Raw genomic sequence first — 23,636 nt, 5'->3', positions numbered from 1 at the left:
TTCTATCTACAACCTCAAAGCAGTGCTTTGAGCAACCTACAGCTAGCTTCCTAGTTTACTCTTTGATTTTCATTGAGTGATATGATAGTCCTATCATATCACTCAAGACACCTTTCGTCTAATATGTTTTTTTTAAGACTGTGATAAATATTTTTTATGGACAAGAAAAAGCTGCCCAAGAGGACAACTTCTTCCTTATTCAAAAACAAATTGATTGTGATAGAGTTCTGAGTAGAATCCACCTAGTTTTAGGAGTTCATGGTGGTTACCGCGTTCAATGACTTCTCCATCTTTAAGGACAATAATCTGATCTGCATCGAGAATGGTTTTCAAGCGATGGGCAATGACGAAACTGGTTCTACCTGCTACAACTGCCTCCATGGCATGCTGAATCTTGCTTTCGGTTACCGTATCTACATTTGAAGTAGCTTCATCGAGAATGAGAACTTCTGGATCTGTCATCAGGGTTCGAGCGATAGAAATCAATTGCTTTTGTCCTGTCGAGAAGATGCTCTGGTCATCATCTATAAGAGTATCGTACTTATCATGTAAACTTTCGATATAGTCGTGAATGTGGGTTGCCTTGGCTGCTGCCTCAACCATTTCTTGACTAGCATCTGGCACACCGAAACGGATATTGTCTCGAATGGTTCCGCTAAAAAGAACGGAATCTTGCAAGACAATCCCCACCTTGCTTCTAAGACTATCTAAGTCATAGTCACGAATGTCTTTGCCATCAAAATAAATCCCACCAGCATCAACATCATAAAAGCGATTGATGAGATTCATAATAGTCGTTTTCCCTGAACCTGTCGGACCAACAACCGCTGTCATCTGGCCTTTCGGAGCAGAAATACTGACATCTTTCAAAATAGGTTTATCAGGCAAGTATGAAAAATCAATATGACTAATTTCAACACCTTCTTGCAACTTAGTGAAGATTGGAGCCTTTTCAGGTCGGATTTCTTCCTCTGCGTCAAACATTTCCTGAATCCGTTCAGCCCCTGTAAAGGCCAACTGAAGGCTTCCCCAACTAGCTGCAACTTGGATAATAGGCTGGTAGTACTGCTGTGAAAATTGGGCAAACATAACAATCAAACCTAGGGCTGTACTAGTTTCAATAGTCTTATCATTTAGTAGAACAGCCGAACCAGCAAAGATGACGATGGCTGTGTTGACCAGACTCATCCCATTCATGACAGGGAAAAGAATTCCTGAGAACATTCTTCCTTTAAAGGTTGCTTTGCGCACGCGCTCATTTTGTTCAAGAAATCCTGCCATCATATCCTCTTGAATTCCTTGGACAATGACAGCTTTTTGACCTGAGATACTCTCATCCATATAGGCGTTGAGTTTCCCTACTTCTTTTTGCTGGAGGTTGGTGTATTTGCGTGCCATTTTCACGATGAAAATCAGCATAAGGAAGGCCACTGGTGTGCTGGCAATGGTGATGAGGGCCAGCGTCACATTTCTCGAAAACATGACAAGAATCAGACCAATGTATAAAACAATATTGCTCATGACCTGAACCAGACTTTCATTAAAGGCTTGGAGGATATTATCCAAATCACTAGTAAAACGAGACAGGATATCGCCATCTTGTCGGCGGTCAAAGAAAGAAACCGTCAACCGAGCAAGCTTGCCAAAGAGACCTTTGCGCATCTCATTGGTCGATTCTGCAATCACGCGCGTCATGAGACACATGTATATGACACTGGAGATAAAGAGAACCAAAACCAGCAGGCCAAGATTGACCATAATTCCTGATAGACTCTGCCAAACAAGTTCTGGATTGCCATCTTGATAAGCTTGAACTAAATTGGCTAGCTCTGTTACCGCTTGTCCAGAAAAGACTGGAAAGAGGGCTTGGGCAAGAGTTGATAGAACCAGCATCAAGATAACAACCACAAATGAGAGCTTGTAGACCTTAAAGTAATGCCAGAAAAATTGAACTGTTTTCATGTCACTCCTCCTTTCCTTTCTGTGTTTCGTAGATTTCACGGTAAACGGCATTGTTGGCAACCAAGTCTGTATGCGTGCCTTGACCAATCAATCGTCCCTGATCTAGAACCAAGATCTTGTCTGCATGAACAACCGAGCTAATCTTTTGCGCGATGATAATGGTTGTTGTTCCCTTCAAGTCCTTATTCAAGGCTTCTTGCACTAGGCGCTCTGACTTAGCATCCAAGGCCGAGGTCGAATCATCAAAAATCAGAATACGTGGATTGCTGACAATCCCACGCGCAATCGACATCCTTTGCTTTTGCCCACCTGAGAAGTTGGTTCCCCGTTCCTCAACTGGACTTTCAAAGGTTTTCTCCATACGATGAATGAATTCGCTAGCCTGAGCAATATTGGCTGCGCGCTCCATTTCAAATAGAGTGGCATCTCCCTTACCCTGTCTCAAGTTATCTGCAATCGTTCCACTAAAGAGAATGGCACGTTGGAGAACGATAGAAACAGTTTTACGCAGGGTTCCTTCACTCACTTCTCGAATATCCTTGCCTCCGATTTTGATAGCCCCTTCCTGCGGATCAAAGAGACGTGGAATCAATTGAGCCAAGGTTGATTTTCCTGCACCAGTCGCTCCAACTACACCAACCATTTGACCAGGCTCGATGGTAAAGCTCACATCTTTCAGCATCGGTTCCTTATCCATTGGATAGGTAAAGGTTACATTTTCAAAGCTAAGACTTCCAACCAACTCTTCATCTGGGACATCCTTGAAGGTCATGGCTGGCTCTGCGTCAAGAATTTCTCGAATACGACGCATGGAAATCATGGCACGGCTGACAGAATTTCCCAAAAATCCAACCATAACAATAGTAAAGATAATCTGGCTCAGGTAATTGACAAAGGAAGCAATGGAACCCACAACAGAAGGATCCGACTGAACCATCTCAGCAACCAACCAAATAGAGAGGAAAACCGCCCCATAACCGACCAACATCATGAAAGGTTCCACTACTGAAAAGGCATAACCAATGTAAAGATTTTGACCAAGAAGCTCGTCTGAAACTTCTGTAAACTTAGCAAACTGCTCTTTTTCTTGGACAAAGGACTTGACCACACGAACACCGCGCAGATTTTCCTTGGCGATAGCATTGATACGCTCAAGCAGGGTTTGAAACTTGGCAAATCGTGGCCCCATCATTCCCATCATGATAGCAGTCAAACCAAAAATCAAGACCACCATGAGAACAATCACCCACCACAGAGAGGGCAAAGTTTGAACCGCAAGGATAAAGGAACCGATGAACAAGAGAGGGAGTCTGAAAAGAATTTGGAAGGTCATCATGACGACGTTCTGAATCTGATTGATATCATTTGTCATGCGAACGACTAGATTTCCCGCATTAAATTGTTCAATATTGGCATAAGAAAAGGTTTGAATTTTACGGAAGGCATCCTCCCGAAGGTCGGATGAAACTCCTTGAGCAATATAGGCTGCAAGGATAACATTGAGCCCACCAGCAACCAGGCCGACCAAGGCCACACCGATCAACCAAGCCCCGATACTATAAATTGCTTCATATTTCCCAGCAAGTAAGGCATCTAACACTTCCTGCAGATAACGCGGTTGCAGAAGTGAACTAGCAACCATCAAGCTCGTCATCAGAAGCGAGGCCATAGCCTGCCACTTGTAGGTTTTGATTTTCTGAATCAGCATATTTTCTCCTTAAAAAATAGACAAAAGGGAGCGACAATGCGTCAGCTCCTTTTCATTCTGTTTGTGTGATGTTATTCTAGCAAAAAAGTGAGAACTTGTCAAAGAAGTCTCCTTGATACAGCTAGAATAACTAGTCATTCTTGGCTTTATAATTTTTGTTTTAACTCGACCAAGACATTCATAGCCTGCATAGGTGTCATGTTGTATATATCTAGTTTAGCTAATTCTGCTAGGATAGGATTTTCTTCTGGCGTATCAAAGAGTGAAATCTGTTCAGTGACAGCACTCGTTTGTCTCATGGGAGCAGGATTTTCTGTACCCTGACTCTCTAACTGAGTCAAAATCTTATCCGCCCTTGCTAAAAGCTCTGCTGGCAAACCAGCAATCTTGGCAACATGAATACCGTAGGATTTATCAGCAGGTCCTGGTTCAATTTTATGAAGGAAGGTGACCTGCCCATCCTGCTCTAAGGTTGCCACGTGGACATTGACCAAGTGTTGTAAACTAGACTCCAAACTAGTCAACTCATGGTAGTGGGTGGCAAAGAGGGTCTTGGCTCCGATGTGCTCATGGATGTATTCGATGATGGACTGGGCAAGAGCCATCCCATCATAAGTAGCAGTTCCCCGACCTAACTCATCAAAGAGAATCAAAGAATTCTTAGTCGCATGCGAAATGGCATTGTTGGCTTCCATCATCTCCACCATGAAGGTTGATTGACCTGAAACCAAGTCATCTGCTGCTCCGATGCGGGTAAAGATTGCATCAAAAATTGGCAAATGGGCACTTTCTGCTGGCACATAAGAACCCAACTGAGCCATAACCGCCGTCATGGCTAACTGACGCATGTAGGTTGACTTCCCACTCATGTTTGGCCCTGTAATCAGTTGAATACTAATATCTTCTGCCATCTGAATCGTATTTGGAATATAGGTCTGAGCCCCCATGACTTTTTCAACGACAGCATGGCGCCCTTTTTGGATATCAATTTGTGAATCGTCGCCAAACTCAGGTCGAATCAAATGCTGAGTTTCAGCTACAACTGCTAGACTTTGCAAGACATCAACCGTCGCAATTCCTTGAGCTAGAGCCTGCAAACGCTGGATGTACTTGCCGACCTCTTCACGAATACGCATAAAGATTTCATACTCTAGGTTGGCGGACTTTTCACGCGCTTCCAACATATCGCCCTCGATACGGGCTAATTCTTCGGTTCCAAAACGTTCTGAGTTTTTCAGCGTCGCCTTGCGGAAAAAGTGGGCTGGCACATTCCCCAATTGTGAATTGGTCACATGGAAATAATAGCCATCCTTTTTATTGTAGTCGATCTTGAGCGTGCTGATACCAGAGTTTTCTCGCTCCTTAGCCTCAATCTCAGCAATCCAGCTAGTCCCTTCTCTGAGCACTCGGCGGTATTTATCCAAAGTCTCATCAAACCCCGTCCGGATAATACCCCCATCTGTAATCACATGAGGAGCTTCAGGAGCAATGGCCGCACTAATCAAACTCTCCAACTCAGGGATTCCATCCAATTGTTCGATAAGATAAGCCAGAACAGGTTGCTCCATCCCTTCTAAAATCGCACGAATCCGTGGCACGCTGGATAAGGTGGTCGCCAATTGCAAGAGATCCTTGGGATTGGTTTTACCAAAAGAAACCCGACTAGCCAAGCGCTCAATATCATAAACACCCTTGAGACTGTCTGTCAAATCACTACGCTCAAAGAAATGGTCGAGAAAGACCTGCACCACCTCTTGACGCTGGACGATTCGCTCCTTATCAATCAAGGGACGATGAATCCAAGAACGCAAGAGGCGCAGCCCCATAGCCGTTTTGGTTTCATCCAAAAGCCAGAAAAGACTGCCTTGCTTCTTGCCTGAACGGGCATTCTCAACCAAATCCAGACTAGCCTTGGTCGCATAATCCATCTGCAAGAAATCCTTGATTTCATAGCGGATAACAGGCTTGAGGTGGTTCAATTCCCTCATCTGAGTTCGATGGACATATTGAAGCAGCTTACTAGATGCTGCTTGCTCCACCGCTGCCAATCGTGAATCCAGTAAATGAAGGTCCTCAAAGCCTTCTTTCTCATAGGAAAGTACTAAATTCATCTGACGACTAAGGATTTGTTCCTCTTCCTCAGACAAATCATAGCCCAGCACTACTTCTCGAGCCTTGAGGTTACGAATTTCCCCACAAACCAGCGTGAAATCCAAAAGACCTGTCACATAAAAGTCACCAGTCACCAGATCCATATAAGCGAGGCCAAACTGACTGCCATCACGGTCTATAGCAACCAAGAAATTATTCTGGCTGTCCGGCTTAGTGCTATCGACTACTGTCCCGGGTGTAATAACCTGAACAACCTCTCGTTTAACAACCCCAACCGCTTGTTTAGGATCTTCCGTCTGCTCTGCAATGGCTACCTTATAGCCCTGCTCAATCAAGACATCGATATACTGCTGGACAGAATGATAGGGAACCCCCGCCATAGGAATCGGATTGTCCGCATTCTTGTTGCGACTCGTTAAGGAAATTTCCAGAATCTGCGCAGCATTGACCGCATCCTCATAAAATAATTCATAAAAATCACCCATCCGAAAGAGCAAAAAAGCATCTGGATATTGCTTTTTTATATCCACATACTGTTGCATGCCAGGTGATAGCTTTTCTGTCGCCATTTTCCGTCTCTCCTTGTCAAAAATAAGTCTTGAGAGCAACTCCCAAGACCTTACTTATCTTTCATCAAATCTAGCAAACGATCTTCCATGAGTTTGGCAACGTGCTGGTCTCGACAAATGACCAATAAGGTATTGGCACCAGCAACTGTTCCTAAAATCCATTCATCCTTGTTTGCATCTACAATATTTGCCAAAACAGAGGCTTCTCCCAATTTGGTATGAAGCACCAAGGTAAACTCTGCTCTTGCAACACCTTCTAAATGATGAGACAAAAATTCCACCAAATCAATCTTTTCTGTCTCATTTGCTAGTACATAATACACCATATCATTTTTCTTGACCTTGGTCAAGACGATTTCGCGCAAATCACGAGACAGGGTTGTCTGCGTCACAAAGACATTGTGCGCCTCCAACCGATCTTGAATTTCTTTTTGTGTACTTAATTTCTCCTCAGTAATCATTTTTTTTATTAACTGATGACGATCTCTTTTTCTCATAAAATCCTCTTATGTGAATATTTATAACTAATTTTATAACTATATTATACCAAAAAAATAGGAGATTTCAAAAATTTTTTCTTCTTTCTTTAAAATTGTGATAAAATAGTAGAAAAGTCCAAAAAGGAGCTCTTAATGAATACAAAAGAATTGATTGCTAGCGAGTTGGCTAGCGTTATTGATAGCCTGGACCAAGAGGCTATTTTAAATTTACTGGAAACCCCTAAAAACTCAGAAATGGGAGACATCGCTTTCCCTGCTTTTTCTCTTGCAAAAGTCGAACGTAAAGCGCCACAAATGATTGCTGCTGAACTGGCTGAAAAGATTAACAGCCAAGCCTTTGAAAAGGTTGTCGCAACAGGACCTTACGTCAACTTTTTCCTTGATAAATCTGCTATTTCTACTCAAGTATTGCAAGCTGTTATCACTGAAAAAGAACACTATGCTGACCAAAACATTGGTAAACAAGAAAATGTTGTGATCGACATGTCTAGTCCCAATATCGCTAAACCATTTTCTATCGGTCACCTGCGCTCAACTGTTATCGGGGATAGCTTGTCACATATTTTCAAAAAAATCGGTTATCAAACGATCAAGGTCAACCATTTGGGAGACTGGGGTAAACAGTTTGGGATGCTGATTGTCGCCTACAAAAAATGGGGCGACGAAGAAGCTGTAAAAGCTCATCCAATTGATGAACTTCTTAAACTCTACGTCCGCATCAATGCTGAGGCTGAAAATGACCCTAGCTTGGATGAAGAAGCACGCGAATGGTTCCGTAAACTGGAAAATGGAGATGAGGAAGCTCTTGCACTTTGGCAATGGTTCCGTGATGAAAGTTTAGTGGAATTTAACCGCCTTTACCATGAATTGAAGGTTGACTTTGACAGCTATAACGGAGAAGCCTTCTACAACGATAAGATGGATGCAGTTGTAGACATTCTTTCTGAAAAAGGCCTTCTTGTTGAGTCAGAAGGTGCCCAAGTTGTGAATCTTGAGAAATATGGAATCGAACATCCAGCCCTTATCAAGAAATCTGATGGTGCAACTCTCTATATCACACGTGACTTGGCTGCAGCCCTTTACCGTAAAAACGAATACCAATTTGCTAAATCTATCTACGTCGTTGGTCAAGAGCAATCTGCCCACTTTAAGCAGCTCAAAGCTGTCTTGAAAGAGATGGGCTACGACTGGAGTGACGACATTACTCACGTTCCTTGTGGTTTGGTTACAAAGGAAGGGAAAAAACTCTCTACTCGTAAAGGGAATGTCATCTTGCTAGAGCCTACTATTGCAGAGGCTGTTAGCCGTGCCAAGGCCCAAATCGAAGCTAAAAATCCTGAACTAGAAAATAAAGATCAGGTAGCCCATGCTGTCGGGGTAGGAGCCATTAAGTTCTATGACCTCAAGACCGACCGTACAAACGGATATGACTTTGACCTAGAGGCCATGGTATCCTTCGAGGGTGAAACTGGACCTTACGTTCAATACGCCTACGCTCGTATCCAATCTATCTTGCGTAAAGCGGATTTCAAACCTGAAACAGCTGGCAACTATAGCTTGAATGATGCTGAAAGCTGGGAAATCATTAAGCTCATCCAAGACTTCCCGCGTATTATCAATCGTGCGGCGGATAACTTTGAACCTTCTATCATTGCTAAATTTGCAATCAGCTTAGCTCAAGCATTCAACAAATATTATGCACATACCCGTATCTTGGATGAAAGCCCAGAACGCGACAGCCGTCTAGCTCTCAGCTACGCAACTGCAGTCGTTCTCAAAGAAGCCCTTCGTTTGCTTGGAGTAGAAGCGCCAGAGAAGATGTAAATCGTTACAAGAGACTGGAACTAAAGTTCCTAGTCTCTTGACGGCAATCGCTATATGGCGAATTGCCTAAACGCTTCACTAGTTTTAGGACATAAATATGATCGATTTATGTCCTAAAACGTCGTAATCTTCAAGTTATTGGAACTAAAGTTCCTAATTGTTAGACGCTAGCCGCTTATATGCGGACTAGCTAACTGCCTCACTAGTAAAGAAACATAAATATTATCGATTTATGTTTCTTTACGTCGTAACCAATACGAATTGTCTAAACGCTTCACTAACTCACCAAACCAAATAATATCAATTTGGTTTGGTTCATGTCGTAATTTTTTAAATTACTTGAATGCAAAGAAATCTAAGTAACTTACACTAAAGCCTATACAGGTTTTGGTTTAGAGAACTATCAAAAATCTTATCAAGTTTTGCTAACTTGTTATTCTACTTTGAATTGACTAATTCAATCTACTCACTACTACTTCTTTATCATACAGGGAGATATCTTATGAGCCAATATGCTTATATCCTCGTTGTAATTAGCTTGGTGTTCCTTTTTCTGCTCAATAAGTACGAGAAGGAGAGACTTCAAAGACTCTACCAAGAACAACTTTTGAAGGATGAAACATTTAGGGCTGACATCAAAGAGAAAATTCAAACGACTGAAAATATCAATGATGTCATTGCTTACATTAATAAAACTTATCATCTGGGAATGTTGCTATCAAAAGACATTACAGATCAATTGAAATAAACCTAGCTATTTTTTAAGGAATATCAAAACCGAGACTAAGAGTTTTATACTTAGGCTCGGTTTTTGTATATTTTTCAAGCAACAAAGCCACCGCTACCCAGCAATGCAAGTGCAAAATCCCCTAGAATGTGATAAAATAAAAGAGAGAACTCTATCAAGGAGGAAAACATGAAAAAACAAACCGTCGCCGTCTTGGGGCCTGGTTCTTGGGGAACTGCCCTTTCACAAGTCTTAAATGACAATGGACACGAGGTACGTATTTGGGGAAATATTCCCGAACAAATCAATGAAATTAATACACACCATACTAATACACACTACTTTAAAGATGTCACTCTAGATGAAAAAATTATTGCCTACACTGACTTAGCAGAAGCATTGGAAGATGTGGATGCGATTTTGTTTGTTGTCCCAACAAAAGTGACACGACTTGTTGCCCAACAAGTTGCACAAACCTTGGACCATAAGGCTATCATCATGCACGCATCAAAGGGATTAGAACCTGATAGCCATAAACGATTATCAACCATCCTTGAAGAAGAAATTCCTGAACATCTCCGCAGTGATATTGTCGTTGTTTCAGGACCTAGTCATGCGGAAGAAACCATTGTGCGTGACCTAACTTTAATCACTGCTGCTTCTAAAGACTTACAAACAGCTCAATACGTTCAGGAGCTCTTTAGTAATCACTACTTCCGACTTTATACCAATACGGATGTTATTGGAGTTGAAACTGCTGGTGCTCTTAAAAATATTATTGCTGTCGGTGCCGGAGCTTTACATGGTCTGGGATTTGGTGACAATGCTAAAGCAGCCATCATCGCTCGAGGTTTGGCAGAAATTACCCGCCTAGGGGTAGCACTTGGTGCTAGTCCATTGACCTATAGTGGCTTATCAGGTGTGGGAGATTTGATCGTAACTGGAACCTCCATCCACTCTCGTAACTGGAGAGCTGGCGATGCCCTTGGTCGTGGAGAATCCCTAGCTGATATCGAAGCCAATATGGGCATGGTAATTGAAGGAATCTCAACAACTCGAGCAGCCTATGAACTAGCGCAAGAGCTTGGAGTCTATATGCCGATTACACAAGCCATTTTCCAAGTTATTTACCAAGGAACCAATATCAAAGATGCCATTTATGACATCATGAACAATGAATTTAAAGCAGAAAATGAGTGGTCTTAACCCTCTATAGAAAGGATTATTATGGCATCAAAAGTTAGAAAAGCAGTCATCCCTGCCGCTGGACTCGGAACTCGATTTTTACCAGCAACCAAGGCTCTTGCTAAAGAAATGTTACCAATTGTAGATAAACCAACTATCCAGTTTATCGTAGAAGAAGCTCTTAAATCAGGCATCGAAGATATCCTCGTTGTCACTGGTAAGTCAAAACGTTCTATTGAGGATCACTTTGACTCAAACTTTGAGCTTGAATACAACCTCAAAGAAAAAGGAAAACACGACTTGCTAAAATTGGTAGACGAAACAACTGGTATTCGCCTTCACTTTATTCGTCAAAGTCATCCTCGTGGCCTCGGAGACGCTGTCCTACAAGCCAAAGCTTTTGTAGGGAATGAACCTTTCGTTGTTATGCTGGGTGATGACCTTATGGACATCACAGATGAGAATGCCGTTCCTTTGACAAAACAACTGATGAATGATTACGAAAAAACACACGCATCAACCATTGCTGTCATGCCCGTACCACATGAAGACGTTTCATCATATGGAGTCATTGCTCCTCAAGGAGAAGGAATCAACGGCCTCTATAGTGTCGAAACTTTCGTTGAAAAACCAGCTCCCGAAGATGCTCCAAGTGATTTGGCAATTATCGGTCGCTATCTTCTCACACCAGAAATTTTTGAAATCCTAGAAAACCAAGCTCCTGGTGCTGGAAATGAAATCCAGCTTACCGATGCAATCGATACTCTCAATAAAACACAACGTGTTTTCGCCCGTGAATTTACAGGAGCTCGTTACGATGTTGGGGATAAGTTTGGCTTTATGAAAACATCTATTGACTACGCCCTCAAGCACCCACAAGTCAAAGATGATTTGAAGGATTACCTCATCCAACTGGGAAAAGAATTGGCTGAAAAAGAATAACATAAAAAGATAAGGTTCAAAAATGCCTTATCTTTTTTATTACATAACTATTCTTATAAACCTTCACAACCCCATTCCCTTATAGAAAAGCAAAACTGAAAGTCCTACGAACAACACTACCGCTACCAGTCTCTGACTAGCGCTATACATCCGTCTTTCTCCTCGAACTGGAAAGATAACTGCTAGAAATGCGCCACCAACTGCACCTCCGATATGACCTGCTAGGCTGATTCCTGGAATCAGAACACTTCCAATAATGTTAACCACAAAAAGTGTCAAATAAGATTGCCCTAGCTGTTGAATATAAGGATTGCGAGTTGCATAGCGGAGAACAATAATCGCAGCAAATAGCCCATAGAGAGAAGTCGAGGCTCCTGCTGCTAAGGATTTGGGACTAAATACAAAAACAAAGAGATTGCCCATCATTCCAGATAAGAGATAGAAAAAGAAAAACTTCTTGGACCCAAAAATTTCCTCTACTTGCCTACCAAGATAATAAAGCGAAAGCATATTAACAATGAAATGCTCCCACCCAATATGAACAAAAATGGCAGAGAAGAGACGCCAAATCTGCTCAGGAAAGAAGCGAATAGCAGGGCCATACATGGCTCCAAATCGAAATAATGTATCCGCCCTATCAAAGTTTCCACCAGTAGTCACCAGCATTAGTAGAAACACCAAGGCCGTCACTAGGAGGAAAAAACTCGTCACAGGGTAACGCCTATCAAAGATTTCCTTCATCAATTAAAACCTCCTGAACAGGAATATCATGATTTTCAGGCATAAATTGCTGAACTTGACAAGGATAGATCGTACTTAAAGTATGACCAGGAAAATGTTTCAGATAGCGGTCATAATAACCTCCACCGTATCCAATCCGATATCCTTCCGTCGTAAAAGCCAAGCCCGGAACATGAATCAAATCAATCTGAGAGGCATCCACAACTTCCAAATCTCCCTGTGATTCCAGTAATCCAAAGGAAGTTTTTACCAACTGCTGTGGATCATAGACCACAAAGTCCATGCGCCCCTTGGGATAGGTTTTGGGTATCAGAACCTTCTTGCCGTCCTTCAGCGCCTGCTCTATCAGTTCCTGCGTTTGAAACTCATGAGGAAAAGAGAGGTAGCTTGCAATGACCTTAGCTTCTTGGTAGAAGGGATGGTGTAAAAGTCGTTCTGTTAAAGTTTGGTCTATAAACTGTTTTTGCTCTTGAGATATAGCCTTCATTTCTTGCAAGACTTGCTTGCGTAATTCTGCTTTCATAGACACTTCCTCTACTCTGCTGCCTTCTTTTTCAGGAAACTAGAGACCGCATCTACCCCAATGGCTAAGGCTTCTTCCTTAGGACTCATCTGAGGGTGATGAAGGGCATAGGGACTATCGATACCTAGCCAGAACATAACGCCATCAACTTTTGAAAGGAGATAACCAAAGTCTTCACCTGTCATAGCAGGCTCGATATCAATCAACTCAATTCCCTCTTTTTCTTCAAAGAAGTCCATCAGTTCACGCGCCAAGGCTGGATGGTTCTCAACAGGCAGGTAACCACCTTGCTTGAGTTCAACTTCGACTTCCATATCGAAGGCAGCTGCAACTCCTTCTGCAACTGTTTTGACCCGCTTTTGCACCAAGAGACTCATGTCCTGTGTCAAGGCCCGAATAGTTCCATGCAAAAAGGCTGTGTCTGCTATGACATTATTGGTTGTTCCAGCTTGGAAAAGACCAAAGGTCACCACTGCCCCCTCGATTGGGTTGACATTGCGGCTGACAACTGACTGCACCTGGGTCACAAAGTAACTAGCTGCCACTAAGGCGTCATTAGCTTCATGTGGAAAGGCTGCGTGGCCTCCTTTGCCTTTGAAACGGATCTTCACCTCGCAAGTCCCTGCAAAGAGTGTATGAGTATTAGTCGCAATCTGGCCGACTTTCAAATCTGGACGGACATGGAGACCATAAAATTGGTCTGGCAACCAATCTCCAAAAGCACCATCCTCATACATGAGCATACCACCAGCTTCATTTTCTTCAGCAGGTTGAAATAAGAAGAGCAGATTATTCTTTGGTTGCTCCTCCAGTGCACGCTCAAGACAGCCCAAGGCAATGGTCATATGAAAATCATGTCCACAAGCGTGCATGCGACCTTGGTGCTGAGAAGCGAAAGGAAGGCCTGTTTGTTCGACGATAGGCAGGCCATCAATATCTGTTCTCCAACCAATGGTACGCTCTGGCTGACTTCCCTGCAAATAAACCAAAATACCTGTCCGCCAAGTACGAACTTGAACAAATTCCTTACCCTCAGTCAATGTCTCAATTACATCCAGCAAATAAGCATGAGTCTTGAACTCCTCCAAGCCAATCTCTGGAATCTGGTGCAAATCTCGTCTAGTCTGAATCAAATCTAACATCTATCTCTATCCTCCTATATAGCAGAAAGAGGCTGGAAAAGAGTTCCGCCTCTATTTTTCATTTACAATTACAAGGTACGAAGCGCATCTTCTAGCGCTGTTTTTTGTTGAGTTTGGGCATCAATCTCTTTGATAATGCGAGCTGGAACACCTGCTACTACCACGTTTTCTGGGACATCTTGGGTAACAATAGCTCCTGCTGCGACAACTGAACCACTACCGATTTGGACCCCTTCGATAACCACTGCATTGGCTCCGATAAGAACATTGTCTCCGACACGAACTGGTTCTGCGCTAGCTGGCTCAATCACACCTGCAAGAACGGCACCTGCACCAACGTGGCTGTTTTTCCCAACAATGGCACGACCACCAAGGATAGCCCCCATGTCAATCATGGTTCCTGCACCGATTTCAGCACCGATATTGATAACTGCTCCCATCATGATAACAGCATTGTCACCAATTTCAACTTGGTCACGGATAATAGCACCTGGCTCGATACGAGCGTTGATAGCACGTTTATCTAGCAAAGGAACGGCAGAATTACGAGCGTCTTGCTCAACAACATAGTCTTGATTTTCTACCAAGCCATTAAGAAGCGGAGCCACGTCCTTCCAGTCTCCAAATAGGACATTTCCTAGTTTGATAACAGAGCTAGGTATAGCAGTTGCAAGTTCTCCCTCAAAGGTTACTTTAACACTGGTTTTCTTTTCAGCATTGGCGATAAATTGGATAATTTCTTGTGCGTTCATTTTTGTAGCAGTCATAAGCGCCTCCTAGTTCATTTTAATGATACCTATTCTACCAAAAAAGGCCTCAAATTTGAAGCCTTTTTGTTTGTTTTTAGGTATGATTTTTAGGGATGTGAGATAAAACGTGCTGTCGGTAAAAGCAAGCCCCTACCGATACAACCTAAAAACACTCTTCACAACTATCTCCCCGTGTTTTATTGACTATTCTAGTATAGCACACTTTTAGAATTAAGAAAAGACTTTTTATCTACTTTCTTTCGCTTCTTCTATCGATAGGAAAATCATGGGTAAAATAATCAAGGCCATAGCTAGAAGGAGGGACCAATTCACCACCAACCCTAAAAACAAAACACTCAAGAGAGCAGAGGAGAGAGGTTCACTGGCACTGATAACAGAAACCACCAAGGGAGAAACCAAGGACACCGCCTTCATGGAAATGAAAAAGGCAAAAGCCGTCCCAAAGAAAGCGATAATGAGGCAAATCAAGATACTCCAAATATCAAGAGTAAAGGAAAGCTGATACACTGGCGAGAGGACATTGCTAAATAAACCTGCCAAAATCATCCCCCACCCAACCGTAGGAACGAAACCATAGCGCTTCGCAAAAGGTTGAGGCAAGATGACATTAAACATGACTCCCATAGCACTCAGTAAGCCTGTCACAAGCGCTAGTGGTGTCATAGATAACTGAGAGAGATCTCCCTTTGTCGCCATCAAGCCAACACCCAGCATGGCAACCAAAACATAGAAAATAGCGCTTTTTGACGCTCGTTTTTGATAAACCAAAAGATTGTAAAAAAGAATAAAGACAGGGCTGATAAACTGTAAAATAGTTGCTGTCGCAGCATTTGAGTATTCTACGCAGAGATAGAAAAAATACTGGACTGAGAAAATTCCCAAAATAGCATAGGCTAGAAAGGGCAGGTAATTTTTCTTATCTCGCCAGATATCTAACACTTGTGATTTTAATTGCATTGCTGACCAAATGAGCACAAGACTCCCTGCCAGTGTCAAACGCATAGAGGTAATCCAGCCCGAAGAAACCTGATAATGAGTAAAGAAATACTCTCCTAGAATTCCACAGATTCCCCAGATTAAGCCAGATAGAAGCGAATAAATGGTTCCTTTAACAATCTTTTTCTGATACTGATTCATACCTTTATTGTAACACGAAAGGACAAAAGAAAAAAGTGGCAATCAATGCCACTTTCCTATCTTCCACTATTTGGTTGTGTAGATGATGAACTTGATGTACTGCTAGAGCTAGCACTTGAACTGCTACTTGAACTAGTGCTTGAGCTGGAAGTAGTTGGTAGGGTACTAACGATACTTGACCAAGCATTTTGATAATCTGATTCACTTCCTCCTATAGCAAAGTGATAGCTGGTCGTAGGAGCTCCCGCCTTGTTAGCCCAATAGCTCGTTACAGTAGAGCCTGAAAGATCCACCGTTTTTCCATTAACGGTTACTTTGCCTGGTTTCTGCCCTGTAGAACTGAGGACCTGAGATTGAGTCACACTAGAATCAAGATTAAAGCGTTCATTGCCCCAAACACCAGGCTCAGCCTCTTGGATAGCATTAACCAAGTGAGCCATATATTTGGCATTTCGATAATGCCCAGCCCCCTTAGCCATCGGGCGATTGTCATCATGACCTAGCCAGCCACCTAGAGTTAATCTTGGTGTCGAAAGTATGAGCCACATATTTTCATCTTCATTGGTTGTACCAGTCTTGCCAATCCAGTCTGCACGAGCTAAGTTTGAATTAATAGCAGCCAAGTCCGTTTGGAAACTTGAAGTGATCCGAGATGAAATCACTTCACGAAGCAAGCTCTGCATAATCGTTGCTGTTGCCTTCGAGTACACTTGAACTGGTTTGTCTTGGAATTCATAGATTACTCTACCATCAGATGATTCAATCTTAGAAATTACATGTTTCTGATGGTAGACACCGTTATTAGCAATTGTTTGATAACCGTTGGTATGCTGTGCGACTGTGACTTCAATACCACCGCCCATAGGCAGACTTTCGATACCATACTCTGGAATCTCATAACCCATTTTCTCCATGTAACCCTTGACATCCACACCTTTCTCACGAAGCATGCGATAGGTCCAATAGGCTGGGATATTCCACGAATAGTTCAAGGCTTCACCTAGAGTCATCATACCTGTACCTGGACTGTTTACATACATGATAGGATTGCCATTAGAGAATTTTGTCGGATAATTAGACAAGATACTAGCACTTCCCATCAATCCTTGGTCAATGGCAATACCGTAGGCCAGCAAAGGCTTGGTTGTAGAGGCTGGCGAACGCTTGGTATCAAAAGCGTGATTGTTTTGGTTTGTCTGGTAATTACGACCACCAACGAAACCTAGAACAGCGCCCGTTTTATTGTCCATCAAAACATTTCCTACTTCAGGCTGCCCAGTCGAATCATCTACCAAACGACCGTAGTTAGCAACTGCATTTTGCATGGCTGTATGGATTTTTTTATTGATTGTTGTAGTGATTTTGTAACCACCCTTACTTAGTTCCTGCTCCGCTCGCTCATGATAAGCCTTTTGAACCGCTTCCTTTTTCAACTCTTGGCTAGAGACATTGTCCTGCTGAACTAAATAATCATACATACGATCTGTCGCTTCAGACATAGCCGTAAAGTAAAGGTAATCTCTCGAAACAGCATTGACAGTTCCCGATGGCAAGAAGTCTTGTTTGAGATTATAATCCTTGTACTGGTCATATTCTTCCTTAGTTAAAGCACCCGTACGGTACATGTTATAGAGAACAGCCTTGGCTCGCTTCAAACCAAGTTCTAAGTCTTCATCACTCTTTAACTCTCCAGTGTTTTCATAAGGAGAATAAGTAATCGGACTCTGGGGCAAACCTGCTAGGAAGGCAGCTTGAGGAATACTCAACTTGTTGGCATCAATACCAAAAATCCCTTCAGCAGCTTGCTGGACACCTGCAATGTTTTGCCCTTTATGATTTCTACCAAAAGGAGCGATATTGAGATAGGCTGTTAGGATCTCATCTTTTCCCATCACTCTTTCTAAAGCAAGGGCATCGACAATTTCTGTAGCCTTACGAGCCAAGGTAGGAGCATCTCCGACCACTTGTTGCTTGATTAGCTGTTGAGTCAAGGTCGAGCCCCCGCTAGATGAGCCCAAACCTGCAAAGGTTCCCAAGGTCGCCCGAATCACAGCTTTTGGCACAACCCCTTTATGTTCAAGAAAATGTTCGTCCTCGGTAGCAACGATAGCCTTTTTAAGATTGTCCGATATTTCCTCAGATGAGACAGAAGTTCGCAGTAGATCACTCTCGATAGAAGCAATGACACTCCCATCTGCATAAACAATTTCTGAGATTGAAGAAACATTCTTAACCTGCTTGACCAAGTCCTCCGCTGGCGGAACCTTAGCCTTATCGAACAAAGCAACTCCATAACCAAGAGCTACACCAGCACCAAAAAGTCCACCGATAAAGCCTAGAATAAAGAGAATATTCAAAACTCCCTTGATAGCAGCTAAAATGCTCCCTAAGATAGACAAAATTCGCCCACCTGTCACATCCGACTTCTTCTCTTCTGAGACTTTCTCTGATTTTCTATGATTTATGTTTGATTTTACTAGCTGGAAAAATTCCAGCATTTTTTGTTTTAATTCATTTAATTGATTTTGCATGGATTTCCTCACTCTATTTATTATACCACAAAAGGGAAACTTTCAATAAAATAGCCACTTTCTTCCCTATTCTGCTAGGCTATTGCCCAAGTTTGTGATACAATAGTTAGAAACAATAATTTTAAAAAGGAGAAAAGACACATGCACATTTTTGATGAGCTAAAAGAGCGTGGTTTGATTTTTCAAACGACTGATGAAGAAGCTTTGCGTAAAGCCCTAGAAGAAGGTCAAGTTTCTTATTATACTGGCTACGATCCAACTGCTGACAGCCTTCACCTAGGCCACCTTGTCGCAATCTTGACAAGTCGTCGCTTGCAACTAGCAGGTCACAAACCTTATGCGCTCGTTGGCGGTGCTACAGGTCTCATCGGAGATCCGTCCTTCAAAGATGCTGAACGTAGTCTCCAAACAAAAGACACAGTAGATGGCTGGGTCAAGTCTATCCAAGGACAACTTTCTCGTTTTCTTGACTTTGAAAATGGCGAAAATAAAGCTGTCATGGTCAACAACTACGACTGGTTTGGCAGCATCAGCTTCATTGACTTCCTCCGTGATATCGGAAAATACTTTACTGTCAACTACATGATGAGCAAGGAGTCTGTGAAAAAACGGATCGAAACAGGAATTTCTTACACTGAGTTTGCTTACCAAATCATGCAAGGGTACGACTTCTTCGTCCTTAACCAAGACCACAACGTAACACTACAAATCGGTGGTTCTGACCAGTGGGGAAATATGACAGCTGGTACTGAATTGCTTCGTCGTAAGGCTGACAAGACTGGCCACGTTATCACTGTTCCATTGATTACAGATGCAACTGGTAAGAAGTTTGGTAAATCAGAAGGAAACGCAGTTTGGCTCAATCCTGAAAAGACTTCTCCATACGAAATGTACCAATTCTGGATGAACGTGATGGACGCTGACGCTGTTCGCTTCTTGAAGATTTTTACTTTCTTGTCACTTGATGAGATTGAAGACATCCGCAAACAATTTGAAGCAGCTCCACATGAACGCTTGGCACAAAAAGTCTTGGCTCGTGAAGTCGTTACACTTGTTCACGGCGAAGAAGCTTACAAAGAAGCCCTCAACATCACTGAGCAACTCTTTGCAGGAAACATCAAGAATCTTTCTGTTAAAGAGCTCAAACAAGGACTTCGTGGTGTACCAAACTACCAAGTTCAAGCAGATGAAAACCACAATATCGTAGAACTGCTCGTTTCTGCTGGTGTGGTTAACTCAAAACGCCAAGCCCGTGAAGACGTCCAAAACGGAGCTATCTACGTCAACGGCGACCGCATCCAAGACCTTGACTATGTCTTGAGTGACGCAGATAAGCTTGAGAACGAACTGACTGTTATCCGCCGTGGGAAGAAAAAATACTTTGTATTGACTTACTAAACTGTTCAACATTGATCTATAAAAAAAGGAGTTAACCTCAAGAAAGGTAACTCCTTTTTGTTATTGATAAGCACATCTATCTAGCCTTATACTCTTCGAAAATCTCTTCAAACTACGTCAGCGTCGCCTTACCGTACTCAAGTACAGCTTTCGGCTAGCTTCCTAGTTTGCTTTTTGATTTTCATTGACTATTAATAGACAGACTACGCAGGACTATGCGTAAGGTTGTCAGATTATGTAAGATAGAGAGGTTTGAAGGACTGAGCCAATTAAACAAGCCAAAGCCAATCAAACTACTATTTACGACGACGGTATCTTGAATATTCTTCTTGATGAGTGTTTGCAAAGATGATGATAGCCAATCCAACTCTTGGAAGAAATCCAAGCGATTATCTAACAATAAGATATCGCTCATCTGCTTAGAAATGTCTGCGCTCTCATTCATCACCACACCGATATCTGATAGGGTTAGAGCCGCTGAGTCATTCAATCCATCTCCAACCATCAAAATAGTGTGACCTGCTTTCTGCAGTTCCTCTACTAACTCAAATTTCCCATCAGGTTTCAAGTCTGTATAGACCTGATCAAAGGGCAAATCTTTGACTAATTCCTCTGTTCTAACCAAGGTGTCCCCTGTTGCCAGAATCAATTTTTTCCCTTGTGCCTTAAGTTTCTCCAAGGCTGCTTTTGCTTCTTTTCTCAAAGGAGTATGAATACAGAACATTCCAATCAATTCATTCTGATAAGCCAAGAATAAGAGATTGTAGTGACTCTTGTACCCTTCAATTAAAGCATTTTGTTCCGAACTGATATGAATCTGCTCATCCTGCATCAAGACATAATTCCCAATAAGAACTGGTTGCCCATCTATATGAGATTTGATCCCCTTGCTTGCGATATATTGGAGTTTCCCATGCATTTCCTCATGTTCAATTCCCTCTATCTCAGCTTGCTTGACGATAGCATTAGCAATAGGATGATAAATGTGTTCCTCAAGACAGGCACTGATTCTGAGAATATCTTCCTCACTATAGTCCCCAAAAGGTAACACCTTTTCAACTATAGGATAACTAGTTGTGATTGTTCCCGTCTTATCAAATAAGAAAGTATCAACTTCCAGATATTTCTCCAGAACATCCCCATCCTTAATCACCATTTCACGATTCAACCCCTCCTTGATAGCTGTCAAATAAGCTACAGGAGTAGAGATTTTCAAAGCGCAGGAGAAATCGACCAATAGGAAAGAAATAGCCTTAGAAAAAGAACCTGTCAATAGGTAAGTCAGCCCAGCACCCAAGAAATTATATTTGACAACCTTGTCCGCCATCTTGATGAAATAGCGTTGTTTCGTTTTCTTGTTTTCTTCAGATTTCTTCATCAACTCAATCAGCTGTAAAATACGGCTGTTCATCTGATTATCGGTTACACGAATACGCAACTCTCCAGTTTCTAATACTGTATTTGCACAAACCAAATCAGACTCTCTTTTTTCAACTGGAAAACTCTCTCCCGTCAAGGAGCTTTCGTTGACCATACCTAAACCTGAAACCACTTGTCCATCAAACAGAATTTCATTTCCCTGAGATAGGACCAAGACATCTCCTATTTGAACATCGGAACTCTTGATACTAACAACCGTATCGCCCTGTACTAAGAATACATCGCTCTCTTTTGCAAGAAGACTCTGTTCTAAATCTGTTGCAGTTTTTTTCAAGGACCATTGATCTAAATGATTTCCCAAATCAAGCATAAACATGATATTACTTGCCGTCTTGGATTGGTTCATAAACAAAGATAATAAAATCGCCGAACAGTCCAAGACCTCCATCGTTAGTTCCTTACGCGCTAGGGTCTGATAGGCTTCTCTAACATAACCCAAAGCCTGATAACAAGTCCATATATAGCGAATAGGATACGGCACAAAACTACGAAAAAGCACACGCTTAATCGCTGCACCTGAAACAATAGAATAAGCACTCTCTTCTCTACGAATGGGAAGAGTCATCAACTCAGAAACTTTCCCTTTATCAATTCTTTTTAAAAAGGCTTCTGCATTATCTAATACAGAGAAGCCTTCTTTTATGCGTAGAGTAAAGTGCTGTTGATCCATGTAAAACTGGATAGACTCAATCCCCTTTTCATCTCTCGCCAAGGAACGAAGATAGTCTTGAACATCCAAGGTAAGTGAAAAAGAAGATGATAGTCGGATATGTTGATATCCTCTATATAGCACTTTAAAAGACATATTATTCTCCTATAAGGCTATCTAATTGCTCTTCTTTTTTCTCTTGCTCGTACAAATATTTGGCATCTTGCAAGACATCATCTCCATGTTGCTTCACAACAGAAACAGATGCATCTAGCTCGTCTTTCAACTTGTAAGCCTTAGCCAAAGCTTTAGAATAGCCTTTTTTAGCTTCCTTACTTGCTAAGATTTTCAAACCAAGGGTACCAAATGCAACACCACCTAAAAAGAGTGATGATTTTTTCGCAACTTTTGCGACGCTCAATACTTCTTTTAACATACTTATTTCCTCCTAGCTATTATTATATATTAATTTTTATATAAAAGCAATTTAATTTTGGTAGTTTGAAAAGTAATTATACTACTATTTAATTCTATTACAAATCATCCTAAAGTTGCTTTCATTTGCCTCTTTTGATACACTTGAACTATGAATACAAATCTCAAACCAAAACTGCAGCGCTTCGCTTCTGCGACTGCCTTTGCCTGTCCTATCTGCCAAGAGAAGCTAGCTCTGGCAGAAGGCAGTCTCAAATGTAGCAATCACCATTCTTTTGACTTGGCGAAATTCGGCTATGTCAACCTGGCTCCTCAAATCAAGCAATCTACCAACTACGACAAGGAAAATTTTCAAAACCGTCAACAAATCCTAGAAGCTGGATTTTATCAGGCTATTTTAGATGCTGTATCTGACTTACTTGCAAGCACAAAAACTACCAAAACAATTTTAGATATCGGTTGTGGCGAAGGATTCTATTCTCGCAAGCTTCAAGAAAGGCATCCTGACAAAACCTTCTATGCCTTTGACATCTCCAAAGATTCTGTCCAAATCGCTTCCAAAAGTGAACCCAACTGGGCAGTCAATTGGTTCGTTGGTGACTTAGCTCGTCTTCCTATAAAAGACGCCAGCATGGATATCCTGCTTGATATCTTTTCGCCTGCCAACTATGGAGAATTTCGTCGCGTTTTATCCAAAGACGGTATCTTGATAAAGGTTATCCCAACTGAAAATCACCTCAAAGAAATCCGTCAGAAGGTACAAGACCAGCTGATAAACAAGGATTATTCCAACCAAGATATCAAAAATCATTTCCAAGAACACTTTACCATCCTATCTAGTCAAACTGCCTCTCTGACTAAGACTATCACAGCAGATCAGCTCCAAGCCCTACTCAGCATGACGCCCCTACTCTTTCACATCGACCCGACTAAGATTGACTGGAGCCAACTGACAGAGATTACCATTGAGGCTGAGATTCTGGTTGGGAAAGCATTCTAAACTAGACTTCCCAAAGGTATAAAACTTACCGAAAATCCTCAATATCACAAAAACGCATAAGAACAGTACACAAAAACCTTAATCTTATGCGTTTTGTTATGCAAAAATCACTGGAGTTTCTATACACATTAAGTGGAAATCTTTGAAACCAGTTCTTTTAATAACCATTGAATACCATATATTACATTTACCCCAAATATGATATAGGCCGTATAAATCAAGTATTTCGATTTCTCCCGCCTCAAAGAATAGATCTTGTACAAAATAGATAAATTTAAAATAATAAATAATAGAGACAAAATCTTCCTCCAAAATCAATCATAAAAGTACACAGTCAAGCA

General features: G+C 41.9%; 18 protein-coding genes. 6 read left to right on the top strand and 12 right to left on the bottom strand.

All coding sequences use genetic code 11. From position 1 onward, the window contains the following. Positions 1-195: 195 nt before the first annotated feature. From patB to argR, 4 genes are all read right to left on the bottom strand, one after another. Positions 196-1,962 (bottom strand): multidrug efflux ABC transporter subunit PatB, encoded by a 1,767-nt coding sequence (patB, locus tag SK642_RS00680; protein WP_033682945.1) that lies wholly within the window; start codon positions 1,960-1,962, stop codon positions 196-198. Between the two features lies 1 nt (position 1,963). Beyond that, positions 1,964-3,670, bottom strand: a complete 1,707-nt coding sequence (gene patA, locus SK642_RS00675; RefSeq protein WP_033682944.1) for a multidrug efflux ABC transporter subunit PatA — start codon at positions 3,668-3,670, stop codon at positions 1,964-1,966. 146 nt (positions 3,671-3,816) lie between these two features. Continuing rightward, positions 3,817-6,351, bottom strand: coding sequence for a DNA mismatch repair protein MutS (gene mutS / locus SK642_RS00670; protein ID WP_033682943.1), 2,535 nt, complete (start codon positions 6,349-6,351; stop codon positions 3,817-3,819). A 50-nt stretch (positions 6,352-6,401) separates the two neighbouring features. Further along, the gene (gene argR, locus SK642_RS00665; protein WP_033682942.1) at positions 6,402-6,848 is read right to left on the bottom strand and encodes an arginine repressor; all 447 of its coding nucleotides are present in this window, start codon (positions 6,846-6,848) and stop codon (positions 6,402-6,404) included. 135 nt (positions 6,849-6,983) lie between these two features. On the opposite strand from argR, the gene argS reads away from it, so the two are divergent. The 4 genes from argS to galU all read left to right on the top strand — a co-directional run bounded on the left by argS (position 6,984) and on the right by galU (position 11,529). Then, entirely contained in the window at positions 6,984-8,675 is a 1,692-nt protein-coding gene (gene argS, locus SK642_RS00660; RefSeq protein ID WP_033682941.1) for an arginine--tRNA ligase, read from the top strand. Positions 8,676-9,177: 502 nt separating this feature from the next. Then, the gene (locus tag SK642_RS00655; RefSeq protein ID WP_000084861.1) at positions 9,178-9,423 is read left to right on the top strand and encodes a hypothetical protein; all 246 of its coding nucleotides are present in this window, start codon (positions 9,178-9,180) and stop codon (positions 9,421-9,423) included. 168 nt (positions 9,424-9,591) lie between these two features. Continuing rightward, complete coding sequence (locus tag SK642_RS00650; protein ID WP_033682940.1) at positions 9,592-10,608, top strand: NAD(P)H-dependent glycerol-3-phosphate dehydrogenase; 1,017 nt, start codon at positions 9,592-9,594, stop codon at positions 10,606-10,608. 21 nt (positions 10,609-10,629) lie between these two features. After that, on the top strand, positions 10,630-11,529 hold the full coding sequence (gene galU, locus SK642_RS00645; RefSeq protein WP_033682939.1) for a UTP--glucose-1-phosphate uridylyltransferase GalU: 900 nt from the start codon (positions 10,630-10,632) through the stop codon (positions 11,527-11,529). Between the two features lie 63 nt (positions 11,530-11,592). On the opposite strand, the gene SK642_RS00640 is transcribed toward galU, so the two are convergent. The 6 genes from SK642_RS00640 to pbp1b all read right to left on the bottom strand — a co-directional run bounded on the left by SK642_RS00640 (position 11,593) and on the right by pbp1b (position 18,373). Further along, entirely contained in the window at positions 11,593-12,270 is a 678-nt protein-coding gene (locus tag SK642_RS00640) for a rhomboid family intramembrane serine protease (protein WP_033682938.1), read from the bottom strand. Continuing rightward, positions 12,254-12,793, bottom strand: a complete 540-nt coding sequence (locus SK642_RS00635) for a 5-formyltetrahydrofolate cyclo-ligase (protein ID WP_033682937.1) — start codon at positions 12,791-12,793, stop codon at positions 12,254-12,256. The genes SK642_RS00640 and SK642_RS00635 overlap by 17 nt, the downstream gene beginning before the upstream one ends. Before the next feature lie 11 nt (positions 12,794-12,804). Next, positions 12,805-13,935, bottom strand: coding sequence for an N-acetyldiaminopimelate deacetylase (locus SK642_RS00630; protein WP_033682936.1), 1,131 nt, complete (start codon positions 13,933-13,935; stop codon positions 12,805-12,807). Positions 13,936-14,003: 68 nt separating this feature from the next. Next, a complete protein-coding gene (dapD, locus tag SK642_RS00625; protein WP_033682935.1) occupies positions 14,004-14,702 on the bottom strand; it encodes a 2,3,4,5-tetrahydropyridine-2,6-dicarboxylate N-acetyltransferase in 699 nt (232 codons plus the stop codon). 228 nt (positions 14,703-14,930) lie between these two features. After that, on the bottom strand, positions 14,931-15,842 hold the full coding sequence (locus tag SK642_RS00620; RefSeq protein WP_033682959.1) for a DMT family transporter: 912 nt from the start codon (positions 15,840-15,842) through the stop codon (positions 14,931-14,933). A 56-nt stretch (positions 15,843-15,898) separates the two neighbouring features. Then, positions 15,899-18,373: a penicillin-binding protein PBP1B gene (gene pbp1b, locus SK642_RS00615; protein ID WP_033682934.1), complete on the bottom strand. Its 2,475-nt coding sequence runs from the start codon at positions 18,371-18,373 to the stop codon at positions 15,899-15,901. Positions 18,374-18,514: 141 nt separating this feature from the next. Here pbp1b and tyrS point away from each other — a divergent pair, with 141 nt between their 5' ends. After that, positions 18,515-19,771 carry a tyrosine--tRNA ligase gene (gene tyrS, locus SK642_RS00610; RefSeq protein ID WP_033682933.1) on the top strand — a complete coding sequence of 419 codons (1,257 nt, stop codon included), beginning with the start codon at positions 18,515-18,517 and terminating at the stop codon, positions 19,769-19,771. A gap of 181 nt (positions 19,772-19,952) precedes the next feature. Here tyrS and SK642_RS00605 read toward each other — a convergent pair whose 3' ends face one another. Both SK642_RS00605 and SK642_RS00600 read right to left on the bottom strand, forming a co-directional pair. Then, positions 19,953-22,016 (bottom strand): heavy metal translocating P-type ATPase, encoded by a 2,064-nt coding sequence (locus SK642_RS00605; protein WP_033682932.1) that lies wholly within the window; start codon positions 22,014-22,016, stop codon positions 19,953-19,955. Between the two features lies 1 nt (position 22,017). Next, positions 22,018-22,296 carry a DUF6110 family protein gene (locus tag SK642_RS00600; RefSeq protein WP_000910903.1) on the bottom strand — a complete coding sequence of 93 codons (279 nt, stop codon included), beginning with the start codon at positions 22,294-22,296 and terminating at the stop codon, positions 22,018-22,020. 150 nt (positions 22,297-22,446) lie between these two features. Here SK642_RS00600 and SK642_RS00595 point away from each other — a divergent pair, with 150 nt between their 5' ends. Further along, positions 22,447-23,295: a putative RNA methyltransferase gene (locus tag SK642_RS00595; protein WP_033682931.1), complete on the top strand. Its 849-nt coding sequence runs from the start codon at positions 22,447-22,449 to the stop codon at positions 23,293-23,295. Positions 23,296-23,636 lie beyond the last annotated feature (341 nt).

The organism is Streptococcus mitis (assembly GCF_000722705.1).
GTDB lineage: Bacteria > Bacillota > Bacilli > Lactobacillales > Streptococcaceae > Streptococcus > Streptococcus mitis_P.
The sequence above is the reverse complement of the archived record's forward strand: the minus strand, read 5'-3'. Positions and strand labels throughout refer to the sequence as shown.

Coding starts and splice junctions, on each gene's coding strand:
- patA (WP_033682944.1), bottom strand. CDS start 3,670: ATGCTGATTCAGAAAATCAAAACCTACAAGTGGCAGGCTATGGCCTCG.
- SK642_RS00650 (WP_033682940.1), top strand. CDS start 9,592: ATGAAAAAACAAACCGTCGCCGTCTTGGGGCCTGGTTCTTGGGGAACT.
- SK642_RS00605 (WP_033682932.1), bottom strand. CDS start 22,016: ATGTCTTTTAAAGTGCTATATAGAGGATATCAACATATCCGACTATCA.
- SK642_RS00600 (WP_000910903.1), bottom strand. CDS start 22,296: ATGTTAAAAGAAGTATTGAGCGTCGCAAAAGTTGCGAAAAAATCATCA.
- dapD (WP_033682935.1), bottom strand. CDS start 14,702: ATGACTGCTACAAAAATGAACGCACAAGAAATTATCCAATTTATCGCC.
- argS (WP_033682941.1), top strand. CDS start 6,984: ATGAATACAAAAGAATTGATTGCTAGCGAGTTGGCTAGCGTTATTGAT.
- patB (WP_033682945.1), bottom strand. CDS start 1,962: ATGAAAACAGTTCAATTTTTCTGGCATTACTTTAAGGTCTACAAGCTC.
- SK642_RS00640 (WP_033682938.1), bottom strand. CDS start 12,270: ATGAAGGAAATCTTTGATAGGCGTTACCCTGTGACGAGTTTTTTCCTC.
- SK642_RS00595 (WP_033682931.1), top strand. CDS start 22,447: ATGAATACAAATCTCAAACCAAAACTGCAGCGCTTCGCTTCTGCGACT.
- galU (WP_033682939.1), top strand. CDS start 10,630: ATGGCATCAAAAGTTAGAAAAGCAGTCATCCCTGCCGCTGGACTCGGA.
- pbp1b (WP_033682934.1), bottom strand. CDS start 18,373: ATGCAAAATCAATTAAATGAATTAAAACAAAAAATGCTGGAATTTTTC.
- SK642_RS00620 (WP_033682959.1), bottom strand. CDS start 15,842: ATGAATCAGTATCAGAAAAAGATTGTTAAAGGAACCATTTATTCGCTT.
- argR (WP_033682942.1), bottom strand. CDS start 6,848: ATGAGAAAAAGAGATCGTCATCAGTTAATAAAAAAAATGATTACTGAG.
- tyrS (WP_033682933.1), top strand. CDS start 18,515: ATGCACATTTTTGATGAGCTAAAAGAGCGTGGTTTGATTTTTCAAACG.
- mutS (WP_033682943.1), bottom strand. CDS start 6,351: ATGGCGACAGAAAAGCTATCACCTGGCATGCAACAGTATGTGGATATA.
- SK642_RS00630 (WP_033682936.1), bottom strand. CDS start 13,935: ATGTTAGATTTGATTCAGACTAGACGAGATTTGCACCAGATTCCAGAG.
- SK642_RS00635 (WP_033682937.1), bottom strand. CDS start 12,793: ATGAAAGCAGAATTACGCAAGCAAGTCTTGCAAGAAATGAAGGCTATA.
- SK642_RS00655 (WP_000084861.1), top strand. CDS start 9,178: ATGAGCCAATATGCTTATATCCTCGTTGTAATTAGCTTGGTGTTCCTT.